Annotated in this window: 24 protein-coding genes; 4 read left to right on the forward strand and 20 right to left on the reverse strand. The window is 61.6% G+C overall.

All coding sequences use genetic code 11. From position 1 onward, the window contains the following. Positions 1 to 49 precede the first annotated feature (49 nt). Positions 50 to 916, forward strand: coding sequence for a TrmH family RNA methyltransferase (locus GYM67_RS04995; protein WP_220235892.1), 867 nt, complete (start codon positions 50 to 52; stop codon positions 914 to 916). 194 nt (positions 917 to 1,110) lie between these two features. Here GYM67_RS04995 and GYM67_RS05000 read toward each other — a convergent pair whose 3' ends face one another. The 12 genes from GYM67_RS05000 to aroC all read right to left on the reverse strand — a co-directional run bounded on the left by GYM67_RS05000 (position 1,111) and on the right by aroC (position 16,496). Further along, the gene (locus tag GYM67_RS05000) at positions 1,111 to 2,427 is read right to left on the reverse strand and encodes a uracil-xanthine permease family protein (RefSeq protein ID WP_220235893.1); all 1,317 of its coding nucleotides are present in this window, start codon (positions 2,425 to 2,427) and stop codon (positions 1,111 to 1,113) included. Positions 2,428 to 2,528: 101 nt separating this feature from the next. Then, the gene (locus GYM67_RS09340; protein ID WP_220235894.1) at positions 2,529 to 3,251 is read right to left on the reverse strand and encodes a metal-sulfur cluster assembly factor; all 723 of its coding nucleotides are present in this window, start codon (positions 3,249 to 3,251) and stop codon (positions 2,529 to 2,531) included. Then, positions 3,248 to 3,835 carry a Fe-S cluster assembly sulfur transfer protein SufU gene (sufU, locus tag GYM67_RS05010; RefSeq protein WP_220235895.1) on the reverse strand — a complete coding sequence of 196 codons (588 nt, stop codon included), beginning with the start codon at positions 3,833 to 3,835 and terminating at the stop codon, positions 3,248 to 3,250. The genes GYM67_RS09340 and sufU overlap by 4 nt, the downstream gene beginning before the upstream one ends. Before the next feature lie 60 nt (positions 3,836 to 3,895). Beyond that, on the reverse strand, positions 3,896 to 5,170 hold the full coding sequence (locus tag GYM67_RS05015) for a SufS family cysteine desulfurase (protein WP_220235896.1): 1,275 nt from the start codon (positions 5,168 to 5,170) through the stop codon (positions 3,896 to 3,898). Positions 5,171 to 5,191: 21 nt separating this feature from the next. Next, entirely contained in the window at positions 5,192 to 5,971 is a 780-nt protein-coding gene (gene sufC / locus GYM67_RS05020; protein WP_220235897.1) for a Fe-S cluster assembly ATPase SufC, read from the reverse strand. 1 nt (position 5,972) lies between these two features. Continuing rightward, a complete protein-coding gene (gene sufD / locus GYM67_RS05025; RefSeq protein WP_220235898.1) occupies positions 5,973 to 7,199 on the reverse strand; it encodes a Fe-S cluster assembly protein SufD in 1,227 nt (408 codons plus the stop codon). Then, positions 7,199 to 8,653, reverse strand: coding sequence for a Fe-S cluster assembly protein SufB (sufB, locus tag GYM67_RS05030; protein ID WP_220237418.1), 1,455 nt, complete (start codon positions 8,651 to 8,653; stop codon positions 7,199 to 7,201). The genes sufD and sufB overlap by 1 nt, the downstream gene beginning before the upstream one ends. Positions 8,654 to 8,913: 260 nt before the next feature. Continuing rightward, positions 8,914 to 10,578: a CTP synthase gene (locus GYM67_RS05035; RefSeq protein ID WP_220235899.1), complete on the reverse strand. Its 1,665-nt coding sequence runs from the start codon at positions 10,576 to 10,578 to the stop codon at positions 8,914 to 8,916. A 65-nt stretch (positions 10,579 to 10,643) separates the two neighbouring features. Then, positions 10,644 to 13,187: an excinuclease ABC subunit UvrA gene (locus tag GYM67_RS05040; protein WP_220235900.1), complete on the reverse strand. Its 2,544-nt coding sequence runs from the start codon at positions 13,185 to 13,187 to the stop codon at positions 10,644 to 10,646. Next, on the reverse strand, positions 13,184 to 13,654 hold the full coding sequence (gene aroQ, locus GYM67_RS05045; protein ID WP_220235901.1) for a type II 3-dehydroquinate dehydratase: 471 nt from the start codon (positions 13,652 to 13,654) through the stop codon (positions 13,184 to 13,186). The genes GYM67_RS05040 and aroQ overlap by 4 nt, the downstream gene beginning before the upstream one ends. Before the next feature lie 3 nt (positions 13,655 to 13,657). Next, a complete protein-coding gene (locus GYM67_RS05050; RefSeq protein ID WP_220235902.1) occupies positions 13,658 to 15,289 on the reverse strand; it encodes a bifunctional shikimate kinase/3-dehydroquinate synthase in 1,632 nt (543 codons plus the stop codon). A 13-nt stretch (positions 15,290 to 15,302) separates the two neighbouring features. Further along, complete coding sequence (gene aroC / locus GYM67_RS05055) at positions 15,303 to 16,496, reverse strand: chorismate synthase (protein WP_220235903.1); 1,194 nt, start codon at positions 16,494 to 16,496, stop codon at positions 15,303 to 15,305. A 62-nt stretch (positions 16,497 to 16,558) separates the two neighbouring features. Here aroC and GYM67_RS05060 point away from each other — a divergent pair, with 62 nt between their 5' ends. Next, the gene (locus GYM67_RS05060; RefSeq protein WP_220235904.1) at positions 16,559 to 17,032 is read left to right on the forward strand and encodes a hypothetical protein; all 474 of its coding nucleotides are present in this window, start codon (positions 16,559 to 16,561) and stop codon (positions 17,030 to 17,032) included. Positions 17,033 to 17,084: 52 nt separating this feature from the next. On the opposite strand, the gene mltG is transcribed toward GYM67_RS05060, so the two are convergent. The 7 genes from mltG to rpsD form a co-directional block, all read right to left on the reverse strand. Next, positions 17,085 to 18,281, reverse strand: coding sequence for an endolytic transglycosylase MltG (gene mltG, locus GYM67_RS05065; protein WP_258561445.1), 1,197 nt, complete (start codon positions 18,279 to 18,281; stop codon positions 17,085 to 17,087). Beyond that, complete coding sequence (gene ruvX, locus GYM67_RS05070) at positions 18,282 to 18,764, reverse strand: Holliday junction resolvase RuvX (protein WP_220235905.1); 483 nt, start codon at positions 18,762 to 18,764, stop codon at positions 18,282 to 18,284. An 8-nt stretch (positions 18,765 to 18,772) separates the two neighbouring features. After that, entirely contained in the window at positions 18,773 to 21,454 is a 2,682-nt protein-coding gene (alaS, locus tag GYM67_RS05075) for an alanine--tRNA ligase (protein ID WP_220235906.1), read from the reverse strand. A gap of 166 nt (positions 21,455 to 21,620) precedes the next feature. Then, positions 21,621 to 21,860, reverse strand: coding sequence for a hypothetical protein (locus GYM67_RS05080; protein ID WP_024627396.1), 240 nt, complete (start codon positions 21,858 to 21,860; stop codon positions 21,621 to 21,623). Further along, the gene (locus GYM67_RS05085) at positions 21,860 to 22,291 is read right to left on the reverse strand and encodes a DUF948 domain-containing protein (protein ID WP_220235907.1); all 432 of its coding nucleotides are present in this window, start codon (positions 22,289 to 22,291) and stop codon (positions 21,860 to 21,862) included. The genes GYM67_RS05080 and GYM67_RS05085 overlap by 1 nt, the downstream gene beginning before the upstream one ends. 92 nt (positions 22,292 to 22,383) lie before the next feature. After that, positions 22,384 to 23,052, reverse strand: coding sequence for a histidine phosphatase family protein (locus GYM67_RS05090; protein WP_220235908.1), 669 nt, complete (start codon positions 23,050 to 23,052; stop codon positions 22,384 to 22,386). 92 nt (positions 23,053 to 23,144) lie between these two features. After that, entirely contained in the window at positions 23,145 to 23,771 is a 627-nt protein-coding gene (rpsD, locus tag GYM67_RS05095; protein ID WP_220235909.1) for a 30S ribosomal protein S4, read from the reverse strand. 319 nt (positions 23,772 to 24,090) lie between these two features. Between rpsD and GYM67_RS05100 the strand changes: the two genes are divergently transcribed. Beyond that, on the forward strand, positions 24,091 to 24,777 hold the full coding sequence (locus tag GYM67_RS05100; protein ID WP_220235910.1) for a TetR/AcrR family transcriptional regulator: 687 nt from the start codon (positions 24,091 to 24,093) through the stop codon (positions 24,775 to 24,777). After that, positions 24,774 to 26,033, forward strand: coding sequence for an MFS transporter (locus GYM67_RS05105; RefSeq protein ID WP_220235911.1), 1,260 nt, complete (start codon positions 24,774 to 24,776; stop codon positions 26,031 to 26,033). Before GYM67_RS05100 ends, GYM67_RS05105 begins: the two co-directional genes overlap by 4 nt. An 86-nt stretch (positions 26,034 to 26,119) precedes the next feature. Here GYM67_RS05105 and GYM67_RS05110 read toward each other — a convergent pair whose 3' ends face one another. Then, complete coding sequence (locus GYM67_RS05110) at positions 26,120 to 26,692, reverse strand: NAD(P)H-dependent oxidoreductase (RefSeq protein ID WP_220235912.1); 573 nt, start codon at positions 26,690 to 26,692, stop codon at positions 26,120 to 26,122. Between the last annotated feature and the right edge of the window lie 9 nt (positions 26,693 to 26,701).

Raw genomic sequence — 26,701 nt, forward strand, 5'->3', positions numbered from 1 at the left:
GGTTGCGCCGCCTATGCTGTTCTCAGGACCGGGAAAAGGAGCTGCAGGCGTGCTCAAGGTGAGAATCGACTCCATAGACGATGAAAGAATCGAGGCATACACCAGGCTGACCGAGCCGCAGCTGCGCAATCGTCTGGAGCCTGCCAAGGGCCTGTTCATCGCCGAGTCCCCCAAGGTCATCGCCCGCGCCCTGGATGCCGGGGTTGAGCCTATCTCCTTCCTGGTGGAAGAGACCTGGCTGGAGGGGATGCATTCCATGTTCGACCAGGTGGACGCTGCCTTCGGGCCCAACGTTCCCGTCTACGTAGCCAGCCCCGCACAGCTCAAGACCATCACCGGCTACCGGCTGCATCGGGGCGCGCTGGCGGCCATGAGACGCTGGCCGCTGCCCACAGTCGAGCATATCTGCCGCTCGGCAAGACGGGTGGCCGTCATGGAGAACATTGTTGATCACACCAACATCGGCGCTCTGATGCGTTCTGCGGCGGCCCTGCAGGTAGATGCGGTCCTGGTCACCCCCTCCTGCTCTGATCCCCTTTACCGCAGGGCCGCGAGAGTCTCCATGGGCACGGTCTTTCAGGTTCCCTGGACAAGGATTGGTGGCGACGACGTCCACGCCTGGCCCGACCAGGGCATGCGCCAACTGCACGATTTGGGCTTCACCACTGCAGCCATGGCCCTGAACCGGGATGCCATCAGCCTGGATGATCTGGCCGAGCGTCTAAGACCCGGGCCCAATCAAATCGATCGTCTGGCCCTGATATTCGGTACAGAAGGCGACGGGCTCAGCCACAGGACCATCGCCCGGGCGGACCTGACCGTGCGCATCCCCATGAGCCACGACGTGGACAGTCTGAACGTGGCTGCATCAAGCGCCGTAGCCTTCTACGCAACCAGACCCCAGCAGGCATGCTAGCCGAGCCTTGCCAGCTGACTAAGCCAGCCAACCAACTGAGCCCTCTGCTGCATAGCGAATTCCTGCTGCCCTGAGTCTCTTCACTGCATGGCTGCGTACTTAATACCGGACAATCTTTGGCGTCAGGCGATACTTGTCAGCAGTTAAGGTTCGAGCATCAGGCAACCAGGGAATGTCGGGCGGACATGGCGCAATCAGCTCTGCTGGGAGACGGCTTGCGAATCCTCATGGATGTAGTCGTCCGGGTCGATAGTTCCCCGCCAGCGGCCGATGGCCTTGAGACCGTGATATATGGCCAGAGTAGCCACAGAGCCAATAGCGATGCCGTTGAAGCTGACTCCAGCCACTGCGAAGGTGAAGTCTGCGATGCCCACGATCATGACGACGGCGCCCACGGTCATGTTGACGGATTTGCCGAAGTCCACCTTGTTCTCAACCCAGATGCGGATGCCCAGCATGCCGATCATGCCGTAGAGCATGGTGGTGACCCCGCCCAGAACGCCGGTGGGAATGGTGTTGATGACGGCACCGAACTTGGGGCAGAGGGAGAGCAGGAAGGCGAAGATGGCGGCGCACCAGTAGGCGGCTGTGGAATAGACCTTGGTGGCAGCCATGACGCCGATGTTCTCTGCGTAGGTGGTGGTGCCCGAGCCTCCTCCCAGCCCGGCCAGCGTAGTGCCCAGACCGTCGGCCATAAGGGCGGTTCCGATCTGATCGTCATAATCGCGCCCGGTCATCAGGGCCACAGACTTGACATGACCGATGTTCTCGGCCACCAGGACCAGCACCACAGGGATGAACATGGCCAAGACTGAAGGGTCGGCCTGAGGAGTGTGGAAGTGAGGCAGACCGAACCAGGCGGCCTTTTCCACAGCTGCGAAGTCGACCTGGCCCTGGGCGACCGCAAAGATGTAGCCGACGATGACGCCCAGAAGAATATTGAGACGGCCGATCAAGCCCTTGAAGAGCACGGCTATCAGCATGACGGCCACCAGGGTGACCAGGGCGGTCAGCGGGGCCGATTTGAAATTCTTCCAGGCCGAGGGGGCCAGATTGAAGCCGATGATGGCCACGATGGCGCCGTTGACCACCGGGGGCATGATCATATCGATCCATCGCGAGCCTGCGAAGTGGACAATCAGGCCAATCAGGAAGAGCAAGGCGCCGGTGACCATGATCCCGAAGGAGGCCACAGCAAGACCCTTGTGAGCGGTGGCCACTGCCAGGACCGGGGCGATGAAACCGAAAGAGCTGCCCAGGTAGGAGGGCAGACGGTTACGGTTGATAAGCAGGAAGAGGGCCGTAGACATGGCCGTGAAGAAGAGGGTAGTGGAGGGGTCGAATCCGGTCAGAATAGGGACTAGGAAAGTGGAACCGAACATGGCGATGACGTGCTGGGCACCGATCCCGGCCGTACGTGGCCATGTGAGCCGCTCATCCGGTTCTACTACCTCGCCCGGAGCCAATGTTTTCCCGTCGCCATGAAGTTTCCAGCCCATGGTCAATGCCATTTCACTGTGCTTTCTCTCATGCGCCGTGCCGGTCACGGCGGACCGGAATCATCAGTATATTCGCATGGAAGGACCTGAAACGACCTACCTGGCAGATGGCCTCACTGATAGGTGGGCATGTTCTCGAAGTTGAAGCCGATGGCGGCCAGCTGCTCACGACCCTCAGGAGTGATCATGTCCAGGGTCCAACGCGGCGACCAGGTCCAGTCAATACGGAACTCCTCGACCAGGCCCGCCAGGACACTGGCGCACTGGTCCTCAATCAGATCTGTCAGCGGGCAGGCTGGCGTGGTCAGGGTCATGGTGATGATGGCCCTTCCCAGTTCGTCGATTTCTATGCCATAGACCAGTCCTAGGTCGACCACATCAATGCCCAGCTCGGGATCGATGACCTGGTGCAGGGCCTCCCTGACATCCTCGGCGGTGGCCCGGCCGATGTCGTCGACGGCCTTGAGAGGGATGGCCTCCTCAGCGGCGGCCTCAGCATCAGCGGCATTCTGGTCAACTGTTTTCTCGCTATTGGTGACCTGCTCGCTAGCCGAAGCTTGGTCATTCGAGCCTTGGTCCGCTGACTCACCCTCGGGGGAGACTTCAGGGGCAGTCTGGTCGGCGCGCTGATCGCCGGCCTTGGCCAAATCAGACTCCTTGTTCGCCTGACCATCGACCTGACGCATGGAACCTCCCTCGGCCGACTTCAGAACCGTTTCTGCGCCCAGGGGATTGCCAGCCAAGGCCTGTGCCGTGCCTGGATCGCTGATGGCCCTGCCCACCGAGGCCAGGATGGAGTCCTGGGGTTCGGGCACCAGATTCGTGTTGCCGCTCATGCCTGCTCCTCCTTCACAGCTTTGTCGCCCACCCGCCCAGCTGACAGGGCCTGGGCCACCGAGGCCTTCATACCCTCCCAGCCCAGGAGGGCGCACTTGATTCGCATGGGATACTTGGACACGCCCTGGAAGACCATGGCATCGCCAAGGGCATCTTGCGCCTTCTCATCCTCGATGCCAGCTCCGCGCGATTCCATAAGCTTGCGGAAGTCAGCAGCCAGATCCATGGCATGGTCAACGGTCTGCCCCTGGACCAGATCCACCATGATGGACAGGCTGGCCTGGCTGATGGAGCAGCCTGAACCTTGCCAGACGATTCGCTGGATGAGGTCGGGGCCGCCCTGCTCGCCAAGCGCCACCTCCACATGAATGGTTGCCTGATCCCCGCATGTGGGATTGAACTGATGGGACTCGGCAGCCAGGCAGGCCTCGTGCTCCACCCTGATGGTCACGCCGTCGCCGTCAGAGTCTTCTCCCCCATCAGCCTGATCCCCTACACGCCCGTGAGGATCCCTTGCCGCGTCCAGGATCACCTCCTGGTACATCTGCTCCAGATCCTCGTCATCCATCCCGAAATCTGCCATGTCCTTAAACCTACCAGTATGTCTTAGCCAAAACCGTCGATGCGCTGCCGGTGAAGACCCTCACGCCACCCGGAAGAACCTGCGGACTCCGGAGACGGCATCCAGCAGGGCATCCGTGTCGGCCACAGTATTGTAAACACCGGTCGAGGCCCGGTTGGAGGCCATCAGACCGAAGTGTCGATGGACCGGCTGAGCGCAATGGTGTCCTACGCGGATGGCAATGCCGCGCGAATCCACATACTGGCCCACGTCGTGGGGATGGACCCCCTGCACGTCGAAGGCAACCGTGCCGATCCGGTCCTCTGGAGTGGTCGGCCCTAGGATACGTACCCCATCCAACTCCCCCACCCTCAACAGACCAATGGCGATGGCCTTCTCGTGTTCAGCCACGTTCTCCATGCCCAGATCCATCAGCCAATCGGCAGCTACGCCAGCGCCAATCATCTGTGCAACCGGCTGGGTACCAGCCTCAAACCGGGCTGGCGGATCCATATAGCTGGCTGGACGGTCCAGATAGGCCAGCTCCACCATGGATCCGCCGAATGACGCCGGTGGCAGGGCCTCAAGCAGCTCTCGGCGGCCATAGAGGAAGCCCACGCCGGTGGGGCCATACATCTTATGCGCACTCCAGGCAGCGAAGTCCACGTCCATGGCGTGCAGATCGATAGGCAGGTGAGGCACCGACTGGCATACGTCCAGCACCACCAGGGCGCCCACCTGATGGGCACGGCGGACAATGGGCTTGATGTCAGTAATGGCGCCGGTCACATTGCTGACGTGGGTGACGGCGACCACCTTGGTCCGCTCGGTAATGACCTGGTCGGCGGTATCGGCCAGAACACGGCCATCCGGGTCCAGATCGAAACTCTTGAGGACTGCCCCAGTCCGGTAGCAGAGCTCCTGGAAGGGCAGGAGAACCGAGTGATGCTCGGCCTTGCTGACCACGACCTCATCCCCGGGCTTCAGGGCGAATCTACGTGCCGCCTTGCCTCCACGACCCAGGCTGGCATTGCCGAAGGCGGTGGCCAGCAGGTTCAGAGCAGCCGTGGCCCCGGCGGTGACGACAATCTCCTCGCCGCCCTCCTGGCCTTCTGCGCCGACCAAGGCGGCCACGCGTGAGCGTGCATGCTCGAAGGCCATGGTACTGCGGGCAGCCAGTTCGTGGGCGCCCCGGTGCACCCCGGCATTGTCCTTCAGGTAGAAGTCCCGAACGGCATCGATGACCGCCAAGGGCTTCTGGGCAGTGGCAGCCGAGTCCAGATAAACCAAGGGGTGGCCATGCACCTGCTGGTCCAGAATCGGAAACTGCTGCCGAATGCTGTCATCAATGACCATTGCGGACCTCTTCTCTTATCCTCAGGCCAGGGCCGATTCGGAGTCGGCACCCTCTGGCAGGTACTGGTCGTACCCGGTCTCCTCCAGGGTGTCGGCCAGCTCGGGACCGCCGGTCTTCACAAAGCGACCGTCGGCGAAAACGTGGACGATGTCAGGCTGGATATACTTGAGAATCCTGGTGTAATGGGTGACCATGAGCACGCCCATGCCGGTTTTCCCTTTGGCTCTGTTGACCCCTTCGGAGACGATGCGCAGAGCGTCCACGTCAAGCCCGGAGTCGGTTTCGTCCAGGATGGCGAACTTAGGTTTGAGGAGCTCCAGCTGTAGGACCTCGGCCCGCTTCTTCTCGCCGCCTGAGAAGCCTTCGTTTACCGAGCGCCGGGCGAACTTGGGATCCATGCGCAGCCGCTTCATGGCATCATTCAGATCCTTGGTCCACTGGCGGATGGCCGGGGCCTTGCCGTCGACCTCGGTCTTGGCAGTACGCAGGAAGTTGGTCATGGACACGCCAGGCACCTCTACCGGGTACTGCATGGCCAGGAAGAGCCCTGCCTTGGCCCGCTCGTCCGGGGTCATCTTGAGCAGATCCTGCCCATCCAGCAGGGCCTGGCCCGAATCCACCTCATACTTGGGATGGCCGGCCAATGTATAGGCCAGAGTGGACTTGCCCGACCCGTTGGGCCCCATGATGGCGTGGGTTTCACCGGAGTGGACGGTCAGCGTGGCCCCCTTGAGGATCTGCTTGCGACCCTCCTTGGTCTCCACTGAGACGTGCAGATCCTTGATTTCCAATGTGGACATGTCAGTTCTCCTCCAAAACGTGCTGCATCTCTTGATCCTCGCCGGCCGCCAGCCTGCGGTCGATGACCCCCATCAGGTGCCCGGAGACGCTGGGGACGTCAATCTCCTCCACCAGTTCTCCGAAGAAGCCTCGAACCACCAGCTTGCGGGCCTCCTGCTCGGGGATGCCGCGGGACTGCAGGTAGAAGAGCTCCTCGTCGTCGAAGCGCCCAACCGAGCTGGCATGGCCTGCCCCGATGATGTCGCCGTTCTCGATCTCCAGGTTGGGCTCGGAATCCGCGATGGCCCCAGGGGTCAACACCAGATTCCGGTTGAGCTCGTAGGAGTCGGTTCCAGGCGCGGTGGGCTGAATGAGCGCATTACCCACCCAAGTGGTGTGCGCGCCGATTCCATCCAAGGCCCCCTTGTAGACCACGCGGGACTTGCAGTTGGGATGGTTGTGCACCACCATGGTCCTGTGCTCCATGTGCTGGCCAGGGTCGACGAAGTAGATACCCAACATGTTCAGGTCGCCCTGCTCGCCGCCGAAGTCCTGGTCCATGCGCAGCCGCACGACATCGCCGCCCAGGCTGACTACAGAGTGACGCAGGGAGGCCTCGGCTCCCAGGTGAATGCGATGGTTGCCTACATGCTTGCTGCCCTTGTCCCACTCCTGGATGAAGGTGGTCGACATCTGCGATTTGTCACCGATGTCGATTTCAACGCCCTCAGCCAGACGTGCCTGGCCCTGGTGCTCGACCACCAAATCGGCCTTGGTGCCCGCCTCTGCCTTGATGACCAAGTGGAAGGCATCCAACTCGGGGCCGCCGCCATTGACACGGACCAACACGGGCTGATCCAGGGTGCCTCTGAGGTTGACCACAGTCGCCTGCTTGCCGCTCGCCCACTCCACGGCTGCCGCTCGGTCGCTGGGCTTGAGGACAGTGCCGCAGGGAGCCTGAGCCATGGGAATCTGGCTGAAGCTGATCTGATCTGCGGGAGGGACGGACCCGTCGATCATGGTGACCGAGACCCTGGTCAGACCGCTGGGCTTGAAGACAGCGAAGAACTCCTCCATTCGGTCGATGGGGGTGAACCGCCAGTCATCCTGCTTGCGGGTGGGCATGGGGAAGTCGTCAGGATTGAAGGAGCGGGGCTCCTTGTCGGCGCTGGACGGCATGGTTGCCGGGAAAGCGTATGGGTCCTTGGGATCCGCATGCGGAATGGTTATTTCGCTCTTCTGTGACATCAGCCTACCGAACCCTCCATCTGCAATTCGACCAAGCGGTTGAGCTCCAACGCGTACTCCATGGGCAGCTGCCGGGAGATAGGCTCCACAAACCCCCGCACGATCATGCCCATGGCTTCCTTCTCCTCCAGACCGCGGCTCATCAGGTAGAAGAGCTGGTCCTCGGAGACCTTGGAGACGGTGGCCTCGTGGGCCATGGACACGTCGTCCTCGCGAACGTCTACGTGCGGGTAGGTGTCCGACCGGGAGTAGTCGTCCACCAGCAGGGCGTCGCAGACCACCGAAGAAGAGGACTTCTCGGCACCCTTGATGATCTTGACCAGGCCCCGGTATGCGGCCCTTCCCCCGTTGCGGGAGATGGACTTGGAGACGATGGTTGAGGAGGTGTGGGGTGCCAGGTGAATCATCTTGGCGCCCGTGTCCTGGTATTGTCCCTTGCCGGCGAAGCCCAGGGAGAGGGTCTCGGCCTTGGCGTAGGGCTCGGCAAGGATGCAGGCCGGGTACTTCATGGTCGCCTTGGACCCGATGTTGCCGTCCACCCACTCCATGGTGCCGCCCTCGCGTACATAGGCACGCTGGGTAACCAGGTTGTAGACGTTGTTGGACCAGTTCTGGACCGTCGTGTAGCGCACACGGGCGTGAGGCTCGACCACGATTTCCACATTGGCCGCATGCAGGGAGTCGGTGGAGTAGATGGGGGCCGTGCAGCCCTCCACGTAATGGACGTAGGAACCCTCGTCGGCGATGATCAGCGTGCGCTCGAATTGGCCCATGTTGGGCGTGTTGATCCGGAAGTAGGCCTGCAGGGGAATGTCCACATGGACTCCCTTGGGCACGTAGACGAAGGAGCCACCCGACCAGGCCGCCGTGTTCAAGGCGGCGAACTTGTTGTCGTCCGGGGGAATGACCGTGGCAAAGTACTTGCGGAAGAGGTCCGGGTATTCTTTCAGGGCCGTATCCGTATCCAGGAAGATAACCCCCTGTTTGCGCAGGTCGTCACGGATGGAATTGTAGATGACCTCGGACTCGTACTGGGCGGCTACACCGGAGACCAGCCGCTTCTTCTCGGCCTCGGGGATGCCCAGCCGGTCGTAAGTAGTGCGGATGTCGTCGGGCAGTTCCTTCCAGTCCTTGGCCTGCTCCTTCAAGGGCTTGACGTAGTACTTGAAGTCGTCGGCATCGAACCCGCTTAAATCCACGCCCCACTTGGGCATGGGCTTGTTCATGAAAGCCCGATAGCCCTCGAGTCGCATCTGCAGCATCCAGTCAGGCTCGCCCTTGTCGGCCGAGATGGCCCGGACCACGTCCTCGTCGATGCCCTTGTGAGCGTTGCGACCGGCATCATCGGAGTCGTGCCAGCCATAGGTGTAGTCGCCGAACTCGGAGATGATCTGGTCGTCTTTTTTGATTTTTTCTTCATTGACGCGGGAGCGGTCGGCCACATATTGGCTCATTTCCACATCCCGCGATGTGTCTGTCCGCTGCGAGGTGCTGTCCACGAGCTGAGACCTCCTAACACACGCACGGCCACCATATGCGGCCGATCACACCTTTACAGGATAACCGTGGCACTGGTGAACCGCCAGACCCGGGCTTACGCTCTCTAAGGAATCCGACCCTTCCTTTCGGCGAAAGCGCCGATATGGACAATCGCCCGCTTCCCTATAAGAGGGAAACGGGCGATCTTACCGGAAGAGTCCAAAAGGAATTGACTTCAGGCCGCCTCCTGGCCTCCGTGCTCCAGGCTGGCCTTGACCAGGCCGGTAAAGAGAGGATGCGGCTTGGTGGGCCGGGACTTGAACTCCGGGTGGGCCTGGGTACCCACATAGAAGGGGTGCTGGTCCTGGGAGAGCTCCACGAACTCGGTCAGCTGCCCGTCCGGGCTGGTGCCTGAGATGTGCAGGCCGGCCTTGTCCAGCCGCTCCTTGTAGGCGACGTTGACCTCATAGCGGTGGCGGTGGCGTTCTGAGATCTCAGTGGAGCCATAGAGCCGGGCTACCAGGGAGTCGGGCTTGAGCACTGCCGGGTAGGCGCCCAGCCGCATGGTGTGGCCCATGTCGCCATGGCCGGCCACGATTTCCTTCTGCTCCTCCATGGTGGCGATGACCGGGTTCTCGCAGTCAGGCTCGAACTCCGAGGAGTTGGCATCCTCCAGCTCCAGGACGTGACGGGCGAATTCGATGACCATGGACTGCAGACCCAGACAGAGTCCCAAGGCGGGCAGGCCGGTCTCACGGGCGTAGCGCAAAGCGCCAATCTTGCCCTCGATGCCACGGATGCCGAAGCCTCCGGGAACCACGATGCCGTCAACGCCCTCCAGGGCCTTGCGGGCGCCATCCATGGTCTCGCAGGTGTCGGCTGCCACCAGCTTGACCTGGACCTGGGACCGATTGGCGAAGCCGCCGGCCTTCAGAGCTTCGATGACCGACAGGTAGGCGTCAGGCAGGTCGATGTACTTGCCCACGATGGCGACGGTCACCTTGGTACGGGGGTTGTGGACCCGGTCCAGCAGGTCCTCCCACTCGTTCCAGTCGACGTCGTGGAAGGGCAGCCCCAGCTTGCGCACCACGTAGGTATCCAGACCCTCCTTATAGAGGATCTTGGGCACGTCGTAGATGCTGGGCGCATCCACGCAGTTGACCACGCCCTCGGCATCCACGTCGCACATCAGGGAGATCTTGTCCTTGATGCCCTGGTTGAGCGGCCTGTCAGAGCGCAACACCAAGGCATCGGGGGCGATGCCCAGCTGACGCAGGGCCATGACCGAGTGCTGGGTGGGCTTGGTCTTCAGCTCGTGGGCGGCTGCCACATAGGGCACCAGCGAGACATGAACGAACATGCAGTTGTCCGGACCGATGTCCCGACGAACCTCGCGAGCGGCCTCCATGAAGGGCTGGGACTCGATGTCGCCCACAGTCCCTCCGATCTCGGTGATGATTACATCCACATCGTCACTGGCCTGGGCCCGCATGCGGCTCTTGATTTCATTGGTCACATGGGGAATGACCTGGACGCACTGGCCCAGGTACTCCCCCGCCCGCTCTTTGCGCAGAACGGACTGGTAGATCTGGCCGGTAGTTACATTGGCCTTCTGGGAGAGGAAGACGTCGGTGAAACGCTCGTAATGGCCGATGTCCAGGTCGGTTTCGGCCCCATCCTCGGTCACATAGACCTCGCCGTGTTGGAAGGGGTTCATGGTCCCTGGATCGACGTTGATGTAGGGATCCAGCTTCTGTTGAAGAACGCGGATTCCACGGCTTCTCAGCAGACGACCCAGAGATGATGCGGTCAGTCCCTTGCCCAGCGAAGAGACCACGCCGCCGGTGACGAAAATGTGTTTGGTGATATGCCCTTGCGGATTTCCATGTTCTCTGACCATGGAACTTCAGCCTATCAGGCGGGAGCGACCAGAAACCGGTCAACACTCGAGGAGGACTGACTGATTCAAGGACGGCTCAAATGCAGGTGGTCGGCCAGGTAGCGGCCGGTCACCGAATCCGGGTTGCGAGCCACGGATTCCGGGTCCCCTTGGGCCACGATTCTTCCGCCTCGATCGCCGCCCCCCGGACCCATATCGACCACATGGTCGGCGTTGGCGATCATGTCCAGATCGTGTTCGATGAAGACCACCGTGGCCTCCTTGCTGACCAGGCGCTCCAGTACTCCGATCAGGACGCGCACATCCAAGGGATGCAGGCCTGTGGTGGGCTCATCGAGAACGAACATGGAGCCATTCTGCCTACGGCCCAACTCGTTGGACAGCTTCAGCCGCTGGGCCTCCCCTCCAGACAGGGAGGGGGTGTCCTCCCCCAGGGTCAGGTAGTCCAAGCCCAGGTCCTTCAATGTCTGCAAGCCTCGGCGGATGGCTGTGTACTCGCGGCCCTGTGCGAAGACCTCCAGGGCACGGCCCACCTCCATGGCCAGCAGATCGGGCAGACTCATCGGCTCCGCGTGGGCCGGCGTGGACAAACGGTAGTGCTCGGCCTCCGGACGGTATCGACGACCATGGCAGCTAGGGCAGGTGATGGGGATGTCAGGCAGGAACTGCACATCCAGGCTGATCTGCCCGGTCCCGTCACACTGGGGGCAGCGCAGGGATCCGGTGTTATAGGAGAATGCAGAGATGCCCAACTTGTCCTTTTTCGCCTGGCCAGTGGCCGCGAAGAGGCGACGCAGCCGGACCATCAGCCCCGAGTAAGTGGCCACCGTGGAGCGCACGTTGATGCCTATGGGCGAGGAGTCCACCAGCCGGACCCTGTCGATGCCCGCTGGTTCCAGGCTGTGTACATGCTTGGGCATGGGGTCGCCCTGAATGCGGGCCTGCAAAGCCGGGACCAGAGACTCCAGGATCATGGTTGTCTTTCCTGAGCCGGATACGCCGGTTACTGCCGTCATGCACCCACGGGGAATGGCTAGAACGAGAGGGTGGACTGTGTGAATGGGTCCTGATTGCATACGGATCCACTCATTCTCTGCAGGCATGGGATGCCGGTCCCGTACCAGAACAGGCTCGCGTCCATCCAGAAAACCGGCAATACGCGAGTCCGGGTCTGCAGCGATCTGCTCAGGGGCTCCATGGGCCAAAATCCTGCCGCCGCGCTCCCCTGCTCCGGGACCCATTTCGATCAGATAGTCGGCTGATTGCAGAACCTTGACGTCGTGGTCGACGAAAACCACCGAATTGCCGTCGGCCAGCAGGTCGCGCATGACCCCTGTAAGCCCCTCCAGGTTGGCAGGATGCAGGCCGGTCGAGGGCTCGTCCAGCACATAGAGCACGCCAGTGGTCTCATTGCGCACAGCCCTGGCCAGCTGGGCCCGCTGCCGCTCCCCGGTAGACAGGGAGGCGCTGGAGCGGTCCAGGGTCAGGTAGCTCAGTCCCAACTGAATCAGTCGCCTGCCCATCTCATCCAGGGTCTTGCAGAGGGCCGACGCCATGGGCCGCATAGGTTCAGGCAGCGTGGGCGGCAGCTTCCGACCCCAGTCCAGCACCCGATCAAGAGGCCAGGAGGTGACCTCGGCTAGGTTGTCTCCGTTGATCTCGGGCAGACGCGCCCGCTGGTTGAGCCGGGTGCCCTTGCAGTCCGGGCAGGTCCGTTCGGTCAGGAACTTGGCCACCTTGGCCAGGCGCTTGTCGTCGTTGGCTCTCTTGAGCTCCTCGGTCACGGTCAGCCGTGCGTTGCGGAAGGTGAAGTCCAGCTCATGGACACCCTTGATTGAAGTAATGGTGATGTGCTTCTTCTCGGCTGGCCCCTCGAAGACGATCTTTCGTTCCCGATCGGTCAGATCCCGCCAGGGCACGTCGGTGCGGACTCCGAACTCGCGCACGATGTCGGGCTGGACGTTGAAGCCGAAGGTCCGCCATGGCACCACGGCCCCTTGGTCGATGGTCAGGCTGCCATCGGGAACCAGGGTGGCGTCGTCCACCTCGCGCACGGTCCCGGTCCCTTGGCAGGCAGGGCAGGCCCCCAGGGAGTTGAAGGCCAGCTCCTCGGCGCTGGGAGGCTCCACCTTTGCACCGCAAATAGGGCAGCTGATGGTCATCTCGGCTGCCACTGCCAGGGTGGGCTCCTGCCGATGGCCATTGGGACAGACGTGGCTGGCCAGCCGGGAAAACATCAGCCTGAGCACGTTAAGCAGCTCGGTGGCGGTGCCGAAGGTGGAGCGCATGCCGCCCACGCCCGGGCGTTGACGCAGGGCCAATGCGGGGGGCAGGAAACGCACCGAGTCCACCTGAGGGCGCTGGGCCTGGGTCATCCGCCTCCTGGTGTAGGTGGACAGGGATTCCAGGTAGCGCCGTGAGCCCTCGGCATAGAGGACCCCCAGAGCCAGGGAGGACTTTCCGGAGCCCGAGACCCCGGCGATGCCCACCAGATGATTCAAAGGAACGTCGACATCCAGATTGCGTAGGTTGTGGACCCTGGCGCCGCGGACAAGGATGGCCTTGGGCGGTGCAGAGAGCTTCTTGCCGATCTCTCCGCTGTCTCTCATGCGCTCTCCTGCAGGTGAGCCACTGCCTCCAAGGCCAGCCGGTAGCCGTAGAAGCCCAGGCCAGTGATTGTGCCGGTGGCCACCGGCGAGATGACGCTGCGTCGGCGGAAGGCCTCCCGGGATGAAGGATTGGAAATATGAACCTCCATCAGTGGCAGCCCTGCCTGGGTGACCTGGACGGCGGCATCGGCAAGTCCATAGCTGTAGTGGGTAAAGGCCGCCGGGTTGAGTACCACCGCGCTGCCCTGGTCTACCGCCTGATGCATCCAACAGATGACCTGGCCCTCGTCGTCCGATTGCAGCACCTGAACATCCAGGCCCAGCTGCTGACCCCATTGTTCGCAGTCCCGGGTCAGTGTCTCCAGATCCTGACGACCGTAGACATCAGGGTCGCGCACACCCAGCCGACCCAGGTTGGGTCCGTTGACCACCAGAACCGTCTGCCTGCCCTTGTCGGCTTCCGCCATTTGTCATTCCTCCTTGCGTATGGCCTGGAAGGCCTCCTTGAGCGCCGAGACCGGCGGGTCGTCCAGGTGGGTGGGTTTGCCCAAACCATCAAGAATGATAAACCGCAACTTGTTGCCACGGGCCTTTTTGTCCCGATGCATAAGGGTCAGCACATGGTCGAAATCGCCACCATCCCACCAGGTTCTAAGGCCCAGGGAAGACAGAAGCTGCCGGTGGTAGTCGACCGCCTCCTGATCCAGATGGCCGGTGATCCTGGCCAACTCGGCCGCGAAGACCATGCCCACTGAGACGGCCTGACCATGCCGCCAGGTAAAGTGTTCGATCTTCTCGATGGCGTGGCCCAAGGTGTGGCCATAGTTGAGGAACTCCCGCAAGCCGGACTCTTTGAGATCCACTGAGACGTGCCGGGCCTTGACCTCCACGGTGCGTTCGATCAGATCCTGGACCACCGTGCCCAGCCACTGGTCAGACTCCTGTCCGTCGAAGGCTCGCAGGCAGTCAGCCCGCTCCTCCAGCTCACGCAGAATACCTCCGTCCATGATGAAACCGGACTTGGCCACTTCTCCCAGGCCCTCTACGAAGATCTCGTTGGGCAGGGTCCGCAGAGTCCGCAGATCAGCCAGGACGCCGGCAGGGGTGTAGAAGCTGCCTACCAGATTCTTGCCCTGCTCCATGTTGATGCCGGTCTTACCTCCGGTGGAGGCATCAACCATAGCCAGCAGGGAGGTGGGGCAGTTCACATAGCGGATGCCGCGCATCCAAGTAGCGGCGATAAACCCGGCCTGGTCTGTGGCCGCTCCCCCTCCCAATCCCACAACCGCGTCGGAACGGGTGAAGCCCTCGGTGGCCAAGCGCTCCCAGATACCCTGGCTGACCTGGATGGTCTTGCCTGCCTCCGCGTCGGGAATGGTCAAATCCACCACCTGATACCCGGCCTGGCGAAGCAGGGCCCGGGCATGGTCGGAATGACGCTGGACCGGCTGGGTGTGAATCAGGGCCACCCTCATGGTCTGGTCGCCAAGCAGCTCATGCAGTCGCCCGGTCACCCCGGTGCCGATCCTCACATCATAGGGATAGGGACCGCTGACGTGAACCACCCGCTCAGTCAAGGCATCGGCTAGCCGTCGGGCTAGGGCCCAGGGGGTGGTGTTCCTGGATTTGAGGGTGATGGTAGCCAGCCCCTGGTAGACGCTGCGACGCTCACGATAGAGAGCCATCCAGCGCTCCGATGCGCCGCCGCGAAGAAGGGGACGACGATCCGAGTGAGCCGCTCGGCTGATCCCCTCCTCAGGGTCGATCTGCAGGTAGACCACAGCACCGCCAGCCCGCCGATAGTCCTGCAGCGCCTGGAAGACCTCGATGCTCATGGGAGCACCGCCTCCCAGGGACAGGATGCCGCTGGGAAAATCCTTCAAGAGGTCCAGGACCGTCCTGGTCTCCATACCGCGGAAGGCCTGCTCACCCTGGCTGTCGAAGATCTCGCTGACCGACAGACCTACTTCTTCCTCGACGCATTGGTCCGTATCCCGGAAGGGCACCTTGATCAGGGCGGCCGTCTCCCTGCCCAGACGGGTCTTGCCCGCACCGGGCATGCCGATGACGACGGCCTTGGGCATGCTGCTGCTTTCAATCATGCAAGACCGCCCCCTACCGCAGATGCTCGGGCCAGGACTGGAGGTAGGCCTGGGCGTTGCGCCGAACCTCCTCGAGCGAGTCGCCGCCGAACTTCTCCAAGGCGAATCGTGCCAGCGTCAGGTTCATCATGGCTTCGCCGATCACTGCGGCGGCAGGCACTGCAGTCACGTCGGAACGCTGATGGATAGCCTGGGCAGGCTGGCCGGTGGCCACATCCACCGTCCGCAGGGCTCGGGGCACCGAAGAGATAGGCTTCATGGCGGCCCTCACCCTGATGGGCTGGCCGTTGGATGTGCCACCCTCCAGGCCGCCCGCGTGGTTGCTGAGTCTGCGGATGGTGCCGTCAGGACCGGGCTCCATCTCGTCATGGGCCTGTGATCCTGGGCGATCAGCCTCGCTGAATCCATCTCCGATCTCCACGCCCTTGATGGCCTGAATGCCCATGAAGGCGCTGGCCAAGGCCGCATCCAGACGCCGATCGTCCTCCACATAAGTGCCCAGTCCTGCAGGCACGCCATAAGCGATGACCTCGAAGACCCCACCGGCGGTGTCGCCGTCCTTCTTGATCTGGTCGATCCTGGCCACCATCCGCTTCTCAGCGTCCTTGTCCAAGGTCCTGACCGGAGAGGCATCCAGGGCGGGTCCGTCTTCAGGGCCGGGCGTAGCCTCATGCCCCTCCAGCCCGACCCCGGCTATGGAGATGACGTGGGAAACGGTCCGTATGCCCAGGGCCTGCTGCAGGAAGTCGGCAGCCACCGATCCTAAGGCCACCCTGGAGGCGGTCTCCCTGGCAGATGAGCGCTCAAGGACTGGACGCGCATCCGTAAACCCGTACTTGCGCATACCAGTCAGATCGGCATGGCCTGGCCTGGGCCTGGTCAGAGGGGCGTTGCGACCGGTCGCCGGGGGCTCCTGATCGGCAGGCAGCTCGTCCACGCTCATGATCCGCTCCCACTTGAGCCACTCCGTGTTGCCGATCTCGACGGCCACTGGTGAACCGAGCGTCCGTCCATGTCTGACTCCGGTCAGCAGTCGCACCTTGTCCTGCTCAAATCCCATCCTGGCCCCACGGCCATAGCCCAGCCGACGACGGGCCAAGGCCGATTCGATATCCTTGGTGGACACGGCGACACCGGCGGGCAGACCCTCCATCATGGCCACCAAGGCCTCTCCGTGGGATTCCCCTGCCGTCTGCCAGCGCAACATATTCAAGCTCCTCGTTTGTTCCTCGTTTGCCAGGTTAGGGCTACGTATGATTATCTTAGAAGATGGTCTACCTCATCCCAGCGCCGGGACTGCTGACCGCCCTCCTCCTGGCCCTGATAGACATCCGCTCCCGGCGAGTCCCACGTCTTCTGGTGCTCTTCGGGCTGGTGCTGCAGACCGTGACCCTGCTGGTCTTTTCCCTGATCAAGGGTCGTCCGATGCTACTGGCGCAGTGCCTGCTGCTGACTCTGGCATGTGCAGGACTTCAGCTCCTGCTGGCCCTGGTCCGACCCGGCGCCCTGGGACTGGGCGACGTGACGGCTACAGGTCTGGTCGCCCTGAGCCTGTCTGTCCTAGGATGGACGACCATTCTGGTCTGGTGGCTGATAATGGGCCTGCTGGGACTGGTTTCCCTGGCTCTGGTCTGGTTGGCTCGGCGCCGCAGGTCGGCCAGAACGAACAACCCTCTCTCGCTGGCCTATGTCCCAGTCATCCTAGCCGCAGCGGTGATAGCTCTGGTCATTGAAGCCATCTAGGACTGGCGGTCTGCCGGATAATTGAGATCCTGAATTCCAGGGGGACAAGGCGCTACTTGCTCTGCTCGTTGTGCTGGGACTCCCAGGCCTTGTACTCCTTGACATCGCGGTTGAACTGATCTGGGTTGTCACTGAACCTGGTCTCTCCCGTGTCCATGTTGACGGTCACGAAATAGAGCCAGTCGCCAGACTCAGGGTGCATGGCCGCCTGAATGGCCTCGTCTCCAGGGCTGCCGATGGGGCCTGGCGGCAGGCCCGGGTGGACCCTGGTGTTGTAGGGGTCGTTGGCATTCTTCAGCATGGCATCGGTCAGCTTCAAGGCAGAGACATTGTTGGAGTACGCCACGGTGCTGTCCATGCCCAAGGGCATTCCCTTGGCCAATCGGTTTTCAATGACCCGGGCCACCTTGTTGTAGTATTCCGACTTGTTGACCTCGGCCTCGGTGATGGAGGCCGTGTTGAGTATAGTCTGCCGATCCTGGCCCCCGGGCACGCCCAACTGGTCCAGGTGCTCGATCCGCTTGGAGACCAGGTTGCTCAGGATGGCCTTGGCCGATCCGGCCTTGCGCACATCGTACTCACCTGGCTGCAGCCATCCCTCGAAGTTGCCCCGTGCCTCCTGGGGCAGGATGTCCTCGCCCTTGGCTTGGATCAAGGCGTCGAAATCGCCCTGCGGAACACCGGAAAGCTGGGCGGCCCGGGCAACCACATCGCGGACCCGTTCGCCCGCTCTCACCTGCAGGAAGCCTCCGGCCTTGCTTCGGTCGGTCAGAATGGCCACCACATCCGAGGCCTTCATTCGCAGACGCAGATCGAAGGTGCCGGGCAGGAGCCGGGATTCGGACTGGGTGCTGGTGATGGCGTGCAGGAAGGCGGCCGTGGACTTGACCACCCCGGCCTTGACCAGATTGGCACCCACCTGATCAGCCCCCTGGCCGCTCTCGACTGTGAACTCCAGGGGCTGTCCGCCAGGGCCTGGATAGTCGGGGGCTACCTCCTTGGTGGCTACGATCCGGGGGGCGCCATGGCGCAGCCCGCCCACCAGGATCACCACGCAGAAGGTGGCCAGCACAACAGCCAAGGCAATGAGGACGATCATGATCTGCTTGCGATGTTTGCGTCTTTCGCGCCGACGGCGCATTTCACGACGTGAACGAGGAGGACGTGGCGGCATAGCGGAAACCGGGGCCTGCCCGTCGGCAACCCATTGGACCTTGTCCTGGAAGAATTCCTGCATGTCGTCGGCCAATTAGCACTCCTTGTCGGCACGTCGGTCGTCCAGGGCCGACTGCAACAGCACAACAGCGGACTGCTGATCGACCACCGGACGATGTCTTCGCCCGTCCACGCGGGCATCATAAAGCTGACGGTGGGCGCTGACGGTCGTCAGTCGTTCGTCTCGCAATACTACACTGGGCAGCTGTCCAGGGGCAACGCCAGCATCTTGTGCAACCTCATGCAGGCGGCCGGTCAGGGCTCTCACCCAACGGGCCGCCTTTTTGGCGCTGCGACCAGCCTGGCCGCTCAGCAGCAGGGGGTGTCCGACTACGACCTTGGACACACATTTATCCATAATCAGGTCTTCCACCTGGTCCAAGGCCTGAAAATAGTCACCCTGGACCTGGATGTTACCAGCGGGAAAGGCCAAGGACAACTCCGGGTCCGACAGGGCCAGACCCACCCTGGCTTCGCCTAGATCCACCCCCAGCCACACGCCTGTCTGTGATCCCACGGGAGAGCTCAGCCCTCTCGGACCTGATCGCTTAGGGCTTTCAAAGCCCGATCAATGGCTGAAGCATCCTGGCCGCCACCCTGGGCGAAGTCAGGCTTGCCACCACCGCCGCCTCCCAGGACCTTGGATGCTTTCCTGACCAGGTCGCCGGCCCTAAGACCACGGTCACGTGCAGCCTGGTTGGTGGCTACAAAGATGACGGGCTTCTCATCCTCGCTGACACCGGCCAAAGCAACCACAACCGGGTATTCATCGCCCATGCGGGCCCGCAGGTCGGTTACCGTCTTGCGCAGGGCATCGACCGAGCCAAAATGCTCCATATTCCGAGAGGCGATCTTGACCTCGCCTGGGGCGTGCAGAGCATGGTTGGCCAGCTCTGGCACAGCCTGGGCCATCTGCTGCTCATAGGTTGCTGCCAGTCGGCGATCGGACTCCTTGAGCTTGGCCAGCAGGGTAGAGATCCTAGACTCAAGCTCGTCAGGGCGGGCGTTGAGCTTGTCTGAGAGCTGTGAGACCAGGGCGTGCTCACGGGCGTTGTACTCGTACGCCCCCTGACCCACTACGGCATCGACACGACGAACGCCGGTGCCCACCGAGGCCTCGGACATGATGGAGACCGCGCCGATCTTGCCCACGTGGTCCACATGGGTTCCCCCGCAGAGCTCACGACTCCAGCCGTCCTCGCCAATGGAGACCACACGGACCACGTCGCCATACTTCTCCCCGAACAGGTGCATGGCGCCCAGGGCGATGGCATCGTCGTACTTCATCTCCTGCGTGGTCACGGCCAGGTTGTCTCGCAGGCGGTCGTTGACGCGGGATTCCACCGCATCCATGGCCTGGCGGCTGGGGGCCTGCGACCACTGGAAGTCGAAACGCAGCCTGTTGGGCGCATCCTCAGAACCGCGCTGCGTGGCCTGGGGACCCAGTTCCTCTCGCAAGGCCTTGTGGACCATGTGCGTTGCGGTGTGTGAGCGGGCGATGGCGCCGCGCCGGTTCCGGTCGATGGTGGCCGTGACCTTGGCCTGCAGGGTCAGCGTCCCTTCGGTCAGCCGACAACGGTGGATAGTCAACCCCTTGATGGGCTTCTGCACGTCGTCCACTTCAAGGACGGCCCCATCGTCGGCCAGTATCTCACCCTGGTCGGCTAGCTGACCGCCGGCCTCGGCATAGAAGGGCGAGCGGTCCAGAATCACCTCAACCTGGGCAGGTGCCTTGACAGCCGGAACCGCTCCCTTGCCCTCCTGGATGATGCCCAGGACGGTTGACCGGCTGGAAAAGTCAGTGTAGCCCAGGAAGACCTGAGGCTCGGCCAGACTCTTGCGCATATCGTCGTAGACGCTCAGGTCCACGTTGTGCCGCTTCTTCATAGCATCGGCGCGAGCCCTGGACTTCTGCTCGTTCATGAGCTTCCGGAACTCGTCCTGATCGACCTTGACTCCCTGTTCGGCAGCCATCTCCAGGGTCAGCTCGATGGGGAACCCATAAGTGTCGTGCAGAGTGAAGGCATCCTTGCCGGACACCTCAGGTTCGCCCTTCCCGCTTTTGGCCTTGTTGACGGCAGTATCCAGAAGGGTGGTTCCCTTGTCCAAGGTCCGGCGGAAGGACAGCTCCTCGCCATAGGCCGATTCGGACACATCAGAGAAGGTGTCGTTCAGCTCCGGATAGCTGAGGGCCATGGCCTCCTTGGAGACTGGGAAGAGCTGAGGCAGAACCTCCTGGTCCACGCCCAGCATCTTCATGGAGCGGATGGTCCGGCGCAGCAGACGACGCAGCACGTAGCCACGACCGACGTTGCTGGGGCGGACTCCGTCGCTCATGATCATCAGGGCCGAGCGGACATGGTCGGCCACCACACGGAAGCGCACGTCATCCTGGGCGTCGTCGCCGTAGTGCCGACCAGACAGGCTCTCGGCCGCCTGGATGACAGGGTAGACCTCGTCGGTCTCATAGATGTTCTGCTTGCCCTGAAGCAGGTAGGCCAGACGCTCCAGTCCGGCACCGGTATCGATGTTCTTGTGCTCCAGCTCGCCCACGATGTGCAGGTCTGTCTTGGATCGGACATTGTCCACCTCGTAGTTTTCGAAGACCAGATCCCAGATCTCGATGTATCGGTTCTCGTCTGCCGAAGGGCCGCCCTCCTTGCCATAGGCAGGGCCGCGATCCACGTAGATCTCGGAGCACGGTCCGCCGGGGCCGGGGCCGCCGGTTGTCCAGAAGTTGTCCTCCATGCCCAGGATTTCCATGTGCTCTGGGTCGAAACCCTCGTTCTTCCACAGTGAACGAGCCTCGTCATCGTCGGTGTAGGTGGTGACCCAGATCGTTTCGGGGTCGAAGCCGTAGCCGCCCTGGTCCTGGGGCTTGGTCAGCAGATCCCAGGCATAGTGGATGGCCTCCTCCTTGAAGTAGTCGCCGAAGGAAAAGTTGCCCAGCATCTGGAAGAAGGTGCCGTGACGGGTGGTCTTACCCACCTCATCAATGTCCAGGGTACGCACGCACTTCTGATTGCTGGCCATGCGGTTCTTGGGCGGGGTCTGCTCCCCCAGCAGGTAGGGGATGAAGGGAACCATGCCGGCGATGGTGAAGAGCGTGGTGGGATTGGGCGAAATCAAGGAGGCGGAGGGAACCACCAGATGATCCTTGCCCTGGAAATAATCGAGGAAACGCTTGGCGATTTCCGATGTGCGCATGCTGCTTCTGCTCCTTCAGACCCGGCAAACACCGAGGGGATTACGGGTTGTCTAAATGACTCGGTTGTACGGGGTGCGAGCAGGTCGCCCTCACTCCGGACTCTTAGCTGAATATGGTGATTTTATACCGGCCAGGCGTGTCTGCCTTGGCCTGTCCGCCCCGGGCTCAGCCCTGGAAACGGTCCAGATAGCGGCGGTCCAGCTCGTCCTGCCGCTGGTGCATTGTCTGGGTGAACTGGCGCACCAGACCGGACAGGGTCCGTGAAGCTACCTGGTCCTGGTCCTCACCCAGCACGAATTCCCTCGCACGCTTCGGGGTATTGGCCCTCACATAGGCCTCTGCCTTGGTCACCAGGACCACGCCTGCCGTGACGCCCAGCCCCATCCAGAAGATCCGTTTGAACATCAGCGGGTCCTCCCCTCGTTCCCTTGACCGTCATTGGTCTTTTTTGCTGTGGAGGGATTGGATTCGGCGTTGCCGCGACCACCTGAAAGGAATGACGAGATCGTCTTGCGCAGGGCATAGAGGAAGGCTGCCACTTTGATGACCGGCTTGCCCAGCATTGATCCATACAGGTCGGTCAGGGCGCCGACGTTGCCTGCCGTGGTCGAGGCCGCTGCGGAGATGCGATTGATGTCGGTCAGGGTCTGGTTGAGCTGAGTGACCGTGCTGGCGGACTCATCCAGGGTGGGCACCACATGGTCGCCCGCCTGCTTGATGGTCTGCGCCAACTGGTCGAAGAGCTTCCCTAGACGAATCAGGGGATAGATCAGAAACCCCGCCAGGATAGCGAAAGCAATGGCCGCTATCAGGCCGGCAATCTCTCCTACGCCCATCTGCTACCTCTCTTCCATTGGTACGATACTGGGGACAACGCTAGCACGCACCGTCTATCAGACTAGGCCACGACCGGCCGGTTGAAGCCGATTCAGCGGTTGAAGGACTGAACCTGCAGGGCGCGCTCAAAGGGGGCTTCCGTATCAAAGTCGAATACTGTGACGCTTCCGTTGCTCGGGCGGCAGCTGGTGTCGTAACGACCGCCGCCGAAGCGGTTGACCAGACTGAGCAGGGTGTTGCCGTGCGAGATCAGCAGGACGCGGTCGCCATCTTTCAGATGCGGATCGGCTGCAATCAAGGCGAATCCGCCGGCAATGCGCGTCCAGTACTCGCTGTCGGACTCCGCATCGCCAAAGGGGTCGGCCTCCTTGAGGAAGTCCCTGGTGGCGGCCAGACCGAACTGGTCCACAATCTGCTGGTAGGTTCCTGCTCCATGTGGCGCGCCTGCAGCCCACCAGGCCAAGGCCATGTCCTGCCCCTCGAAATAGCCATAGAACTGCTCGCGGAAGTGACTGTCGCTGACCGGCTCAGGCTTGTTCTCCGACTGGTTCTGGTCCAGGATTCTGCGGACTGTCTCCTGGGCGCGTGTAGTGTCCGAACAGTAGGCGGCCGCAAAGCTCACTTTGCTCAATCTTTGGCCCGCACGATCAGCATCCTCGAGCCCCGATGAGGTCAAGGGCGAGTTGGACCAGCCTTGGAGACGGTTGTAGCGGTTGAAATAAGTCTGTCCATGGCGGACAGCATACAGATGGAGCAACATGACCCCATTATCCCACGCGAATCCCAACAGGGGCGGCAGAACCTGACATGCAAAGAGCCCCGGACGAACCGGGGCCCCGAGATTTTTCGCGGTCAGCGAGCGTAGAACTCGACCACATACTGAATGTTGACCTGAACCGGGATCTCCTCCGGTTCAGGCTTGCGGACCAGGGTGGCCTTCAGGGAGGCCAGGTCCACGTCCAGGTAGCCGGGGACTGCAGGCAGCACGTCCCTATGGACGCCTTCCGCGGCGATCTGGAAGGGCACCATGGTCTGGCTCTTGGGCTTGACCTGAATGGTCTGACCGGGCTTGACCCTGTAGGAAGGACGGTCCACGATGTTGCCGTCGACCAGGATATGGCGGTGGACCACGTACTGACGAGCCTGGGCCGTGGTGCGTGCGATGCCGGCGCGCAGGACCAGGTTGTCCAGGCGGCACTCCAGCTCGCGAAGCATGGCTGCACCGGTCTGGCCGGACTCGTGGGTGCCCCGCTCGTAGGCGGCACGCAGCTGCTTCTCGGAGACGCCGTACTGGGCGCGCAGCCTCTGCTTCTCGCGCAGACGGACAGCGTAGTCGGACTCGGTGCGACGGCGGCTGCGGCCGTGTTCGCCTGGGCCATAGGGGCGCTTTTCGAACAGGCGCTGGGCCTTGGGGGTCAGGGCGATGCCCAGAGCGCGGGACAGGCGGACCTGGCGACGCGCACGCTGAATGTTAGTCATTGATGCAATCCTTACTTGCTTCTGTCGTTATCTGAACGAAGACGGCCGAAACCGTCGAGTCAGGCCTCTCCAATGCTTCACCGTGCCAAGCACGAACGACCTTGCGGCCGCCGACCCATTGATGGGCTGAGACTCCAGATAGATTTGTGCACAAATGCGCAAACCAAGTGTTCATTAAACCACATGTGCCCGACCTGGGGCAAAGAGTATGTTGTGATATATTCATACCAACGGTCGGTATGATATTGAGTCATGACAAGCAGACTCCCCCAACCAACCGACGATGACCTATCGTCATCGACCTGAAAGGAAGACGCCTATGGCCCGCAATGCTCACCCTGAACTGACGCAAGAGCGAATCATCAAAGCCGCTACCGAGCTCTTCACCCGCCAAGGCTACGACAAAACCAGCATGCAGGACATCATCAATGCAACAGGAGGCTTGAGCAAGGGAGCTGTTTACCATCACTACCAGTCCAAGGAAGACCTCTTCGACGCTGTGGCCAATAGATTGATGAGCACTGTGAGCGAGACGACCAGCAAGGCCCATGCCCGGTCGAAGCAAGACACGGCTTTGAAGCAGCTGCAGTCGCTCTTCTCTCCCGAGCGGGCGCGAAAGAGGCTGGAGGCCGCGGATCTGATGTTCCGCGAATTCAACCCAAAGGCCAATCCTAAGATGATCGGCATGGAATTCACCGCCTTGGTGGATGAGCGGGACGACTTTGTCGACCTGATCAAGCAGGGCAACCAGGAGGGTTCAATGCATGTGGACCACGTCGAACAAACTGCAGAGATCTTCCGCCTGCTGGCTAATATGTGGCTCCTTCCCTTCTTTCGTAGGGGAACACAGGCGGAACTGCGCACCAGAGCCGCTTGCTTTTTCTCTATCCTGCAGGGCCTGGGCATCCCCCTGGAGGACCAAGGGTTCTCCGACCTGCTGGCCTCCTTCGGCACCGATGCCAAAGGGGGCGGCAAAGAAAAGACCGAAGGCGAGGGGAGCATATGAACCCGCTCGCTCACAACCAAACCTCAGGCAAAGGGTTGCTGGCACCGCCGTTCATTGCTCTTCTGACGACTGAGATTCTCTCCAATCTAGGGCAGACATGCTTGGTCTTCGCCCTTCCCCTTCATCTGCTCAACATCTCAGGATCGGCATCCCTCTATGGCATGGCATCCGCTCTGGCCGTCCTTCCATCCATACTCCTGACCCCCCTGGGCGGAGCTCTGGCTGACCGACTGCACAAGCAGTCCACCATGGCAGTGCTGGACATTCTGTCGGCATTGACCGCCTTCTTGTACATTCTGATCGGCCACAAAATCGACCCCGTTTTTTTGACCGTGGCCTGCATGATGCTGGTCAACGCCTATAGGGCCTGTTACAGCCCAACGGTGCAAGCAGCCCTTCACTGCCTGGTAGACAGAAAAGACCTGACCCGTGCATCAGCCCTGGTTTCCCAGGCGATCTCCCTCGTAGGAATGATCGGACCAGTGTTGGCCGGCATGGTCATGGGATTCTTCGGAATCATGCAAACGGTCGGGATTGCCGCCTTGGTCTGTCTTATTTCTGCTGTCTGGATCAGGATCGCCGTCAGGATTCCCGAACCAGCACAGGGCTCCTCCCAAGGCCCAAGAGCACTGGTGAGCCATCTGGCCGCGGACACCAAAGCGGCTGCACAATTTCTGGTCAGGCATGGCAACCTCAAAGTGGTCATAGGACTCAGCCTGGCGACCAACTTGATCTTTGCCTCCTACATCAACGTGGCCCTGCCCTATATGGTCACTCGCACGCTGGGCCTGAGCAATGCCATGCAGGGGCTGGCCGAAGGAATACTGGCCTGCGGAAGCCTGCTTGGAGCCGTCTTGGTGTCCATCCGTCCAGCCTGGTTCAATCTGCAACGAATACCCATGCTGCTCTCGGCCAGCGCCCTGGTTCTCCTGCCCATTGCAGCAGGACTGCTTCTGCATTCGCCTGCTCATGTCCTCTTCGCACTGGTAACCGGATGCATAGCTCTGGCAGCGGGAATAGTGCAGACGGTCAGCATCACTTCCCTGTCCTATGAGCAGATTCATACCCCTGCAAGGCTGATAGGCAAGGTGATAGGGCTGACCAATAGTCTATGCATGTGTGCGATTCCGCTGGGACAAGCCGCCTTCGGCCCGCTGATCGACCACTGCCCCATGACCCAGATCATCACTGGAGTGGTCATGGTGACACTGCTGACATGTCTGATCGCCAGGCTGGCCATGGAACCGGACGAATGACTGGCATGGCGTATGCCCTTTGAATGCCGCGCCAGCGCTTTTCGTCATTGACGGTCAAAGGTCCATCGCTTAAAGGCTGACAGGTCTTACTTTGCTGAAGGCACTGTCTTGCAAATCTTCCGAGTGAAGGCCTTGCGGCGTCCAGGCGTATCAACCTTCGAGTCGATGCGGCCCAGAATGCTGGCCCCAGTAAATTTGATACCGCAGAATTTTAGGATGGAATACTTCCATCGGGTCACGGTGGAACCATGCATCTTGGAGACGAAGGCCGGCCCATGGCTGCTGCTGATGATTTGCGCCGTCTTGCCCTTGAGCAGTCCCTCCGATTTGAGACTGCTCCCATACCGGTAGGCGAATTGTGGCGTGAGTACCCTATCCAACCAGCCCTTGAGGATGGCTGGTTCACCTGCCCACCAAATGGGGAAGACAAAGACCAGATGATCGGCTCGGGCAACCATGCTTTGATAACGCTTAGGTGCTGATTCGTCCTCCATGTGCTTGGCATAGCCGTAACGAAGCACCGGGTCGAAGTCTTCTTGGCTGAGGTCGATCATCTCGACCGTGTGACCCTTACGCCGGGCAGTTAGCGCGTAAGCCTGGGCGTTGGCATGGCTAAAACTACCTTCATAGGGTGATCCTTGAATAACAAGTATGTTCATGTCATCTAC

It is taken from the genome of Bifidobacterium asteroides, assembly GCF_019469425.1.
GTDB classification, from domain to species: Bacteria; Actinomycetota; Actinomycetes; order Actinomycetales; family Bifidobacteriaceae; genus Bombiscardovia; species Bombiscardovia asteroides_I.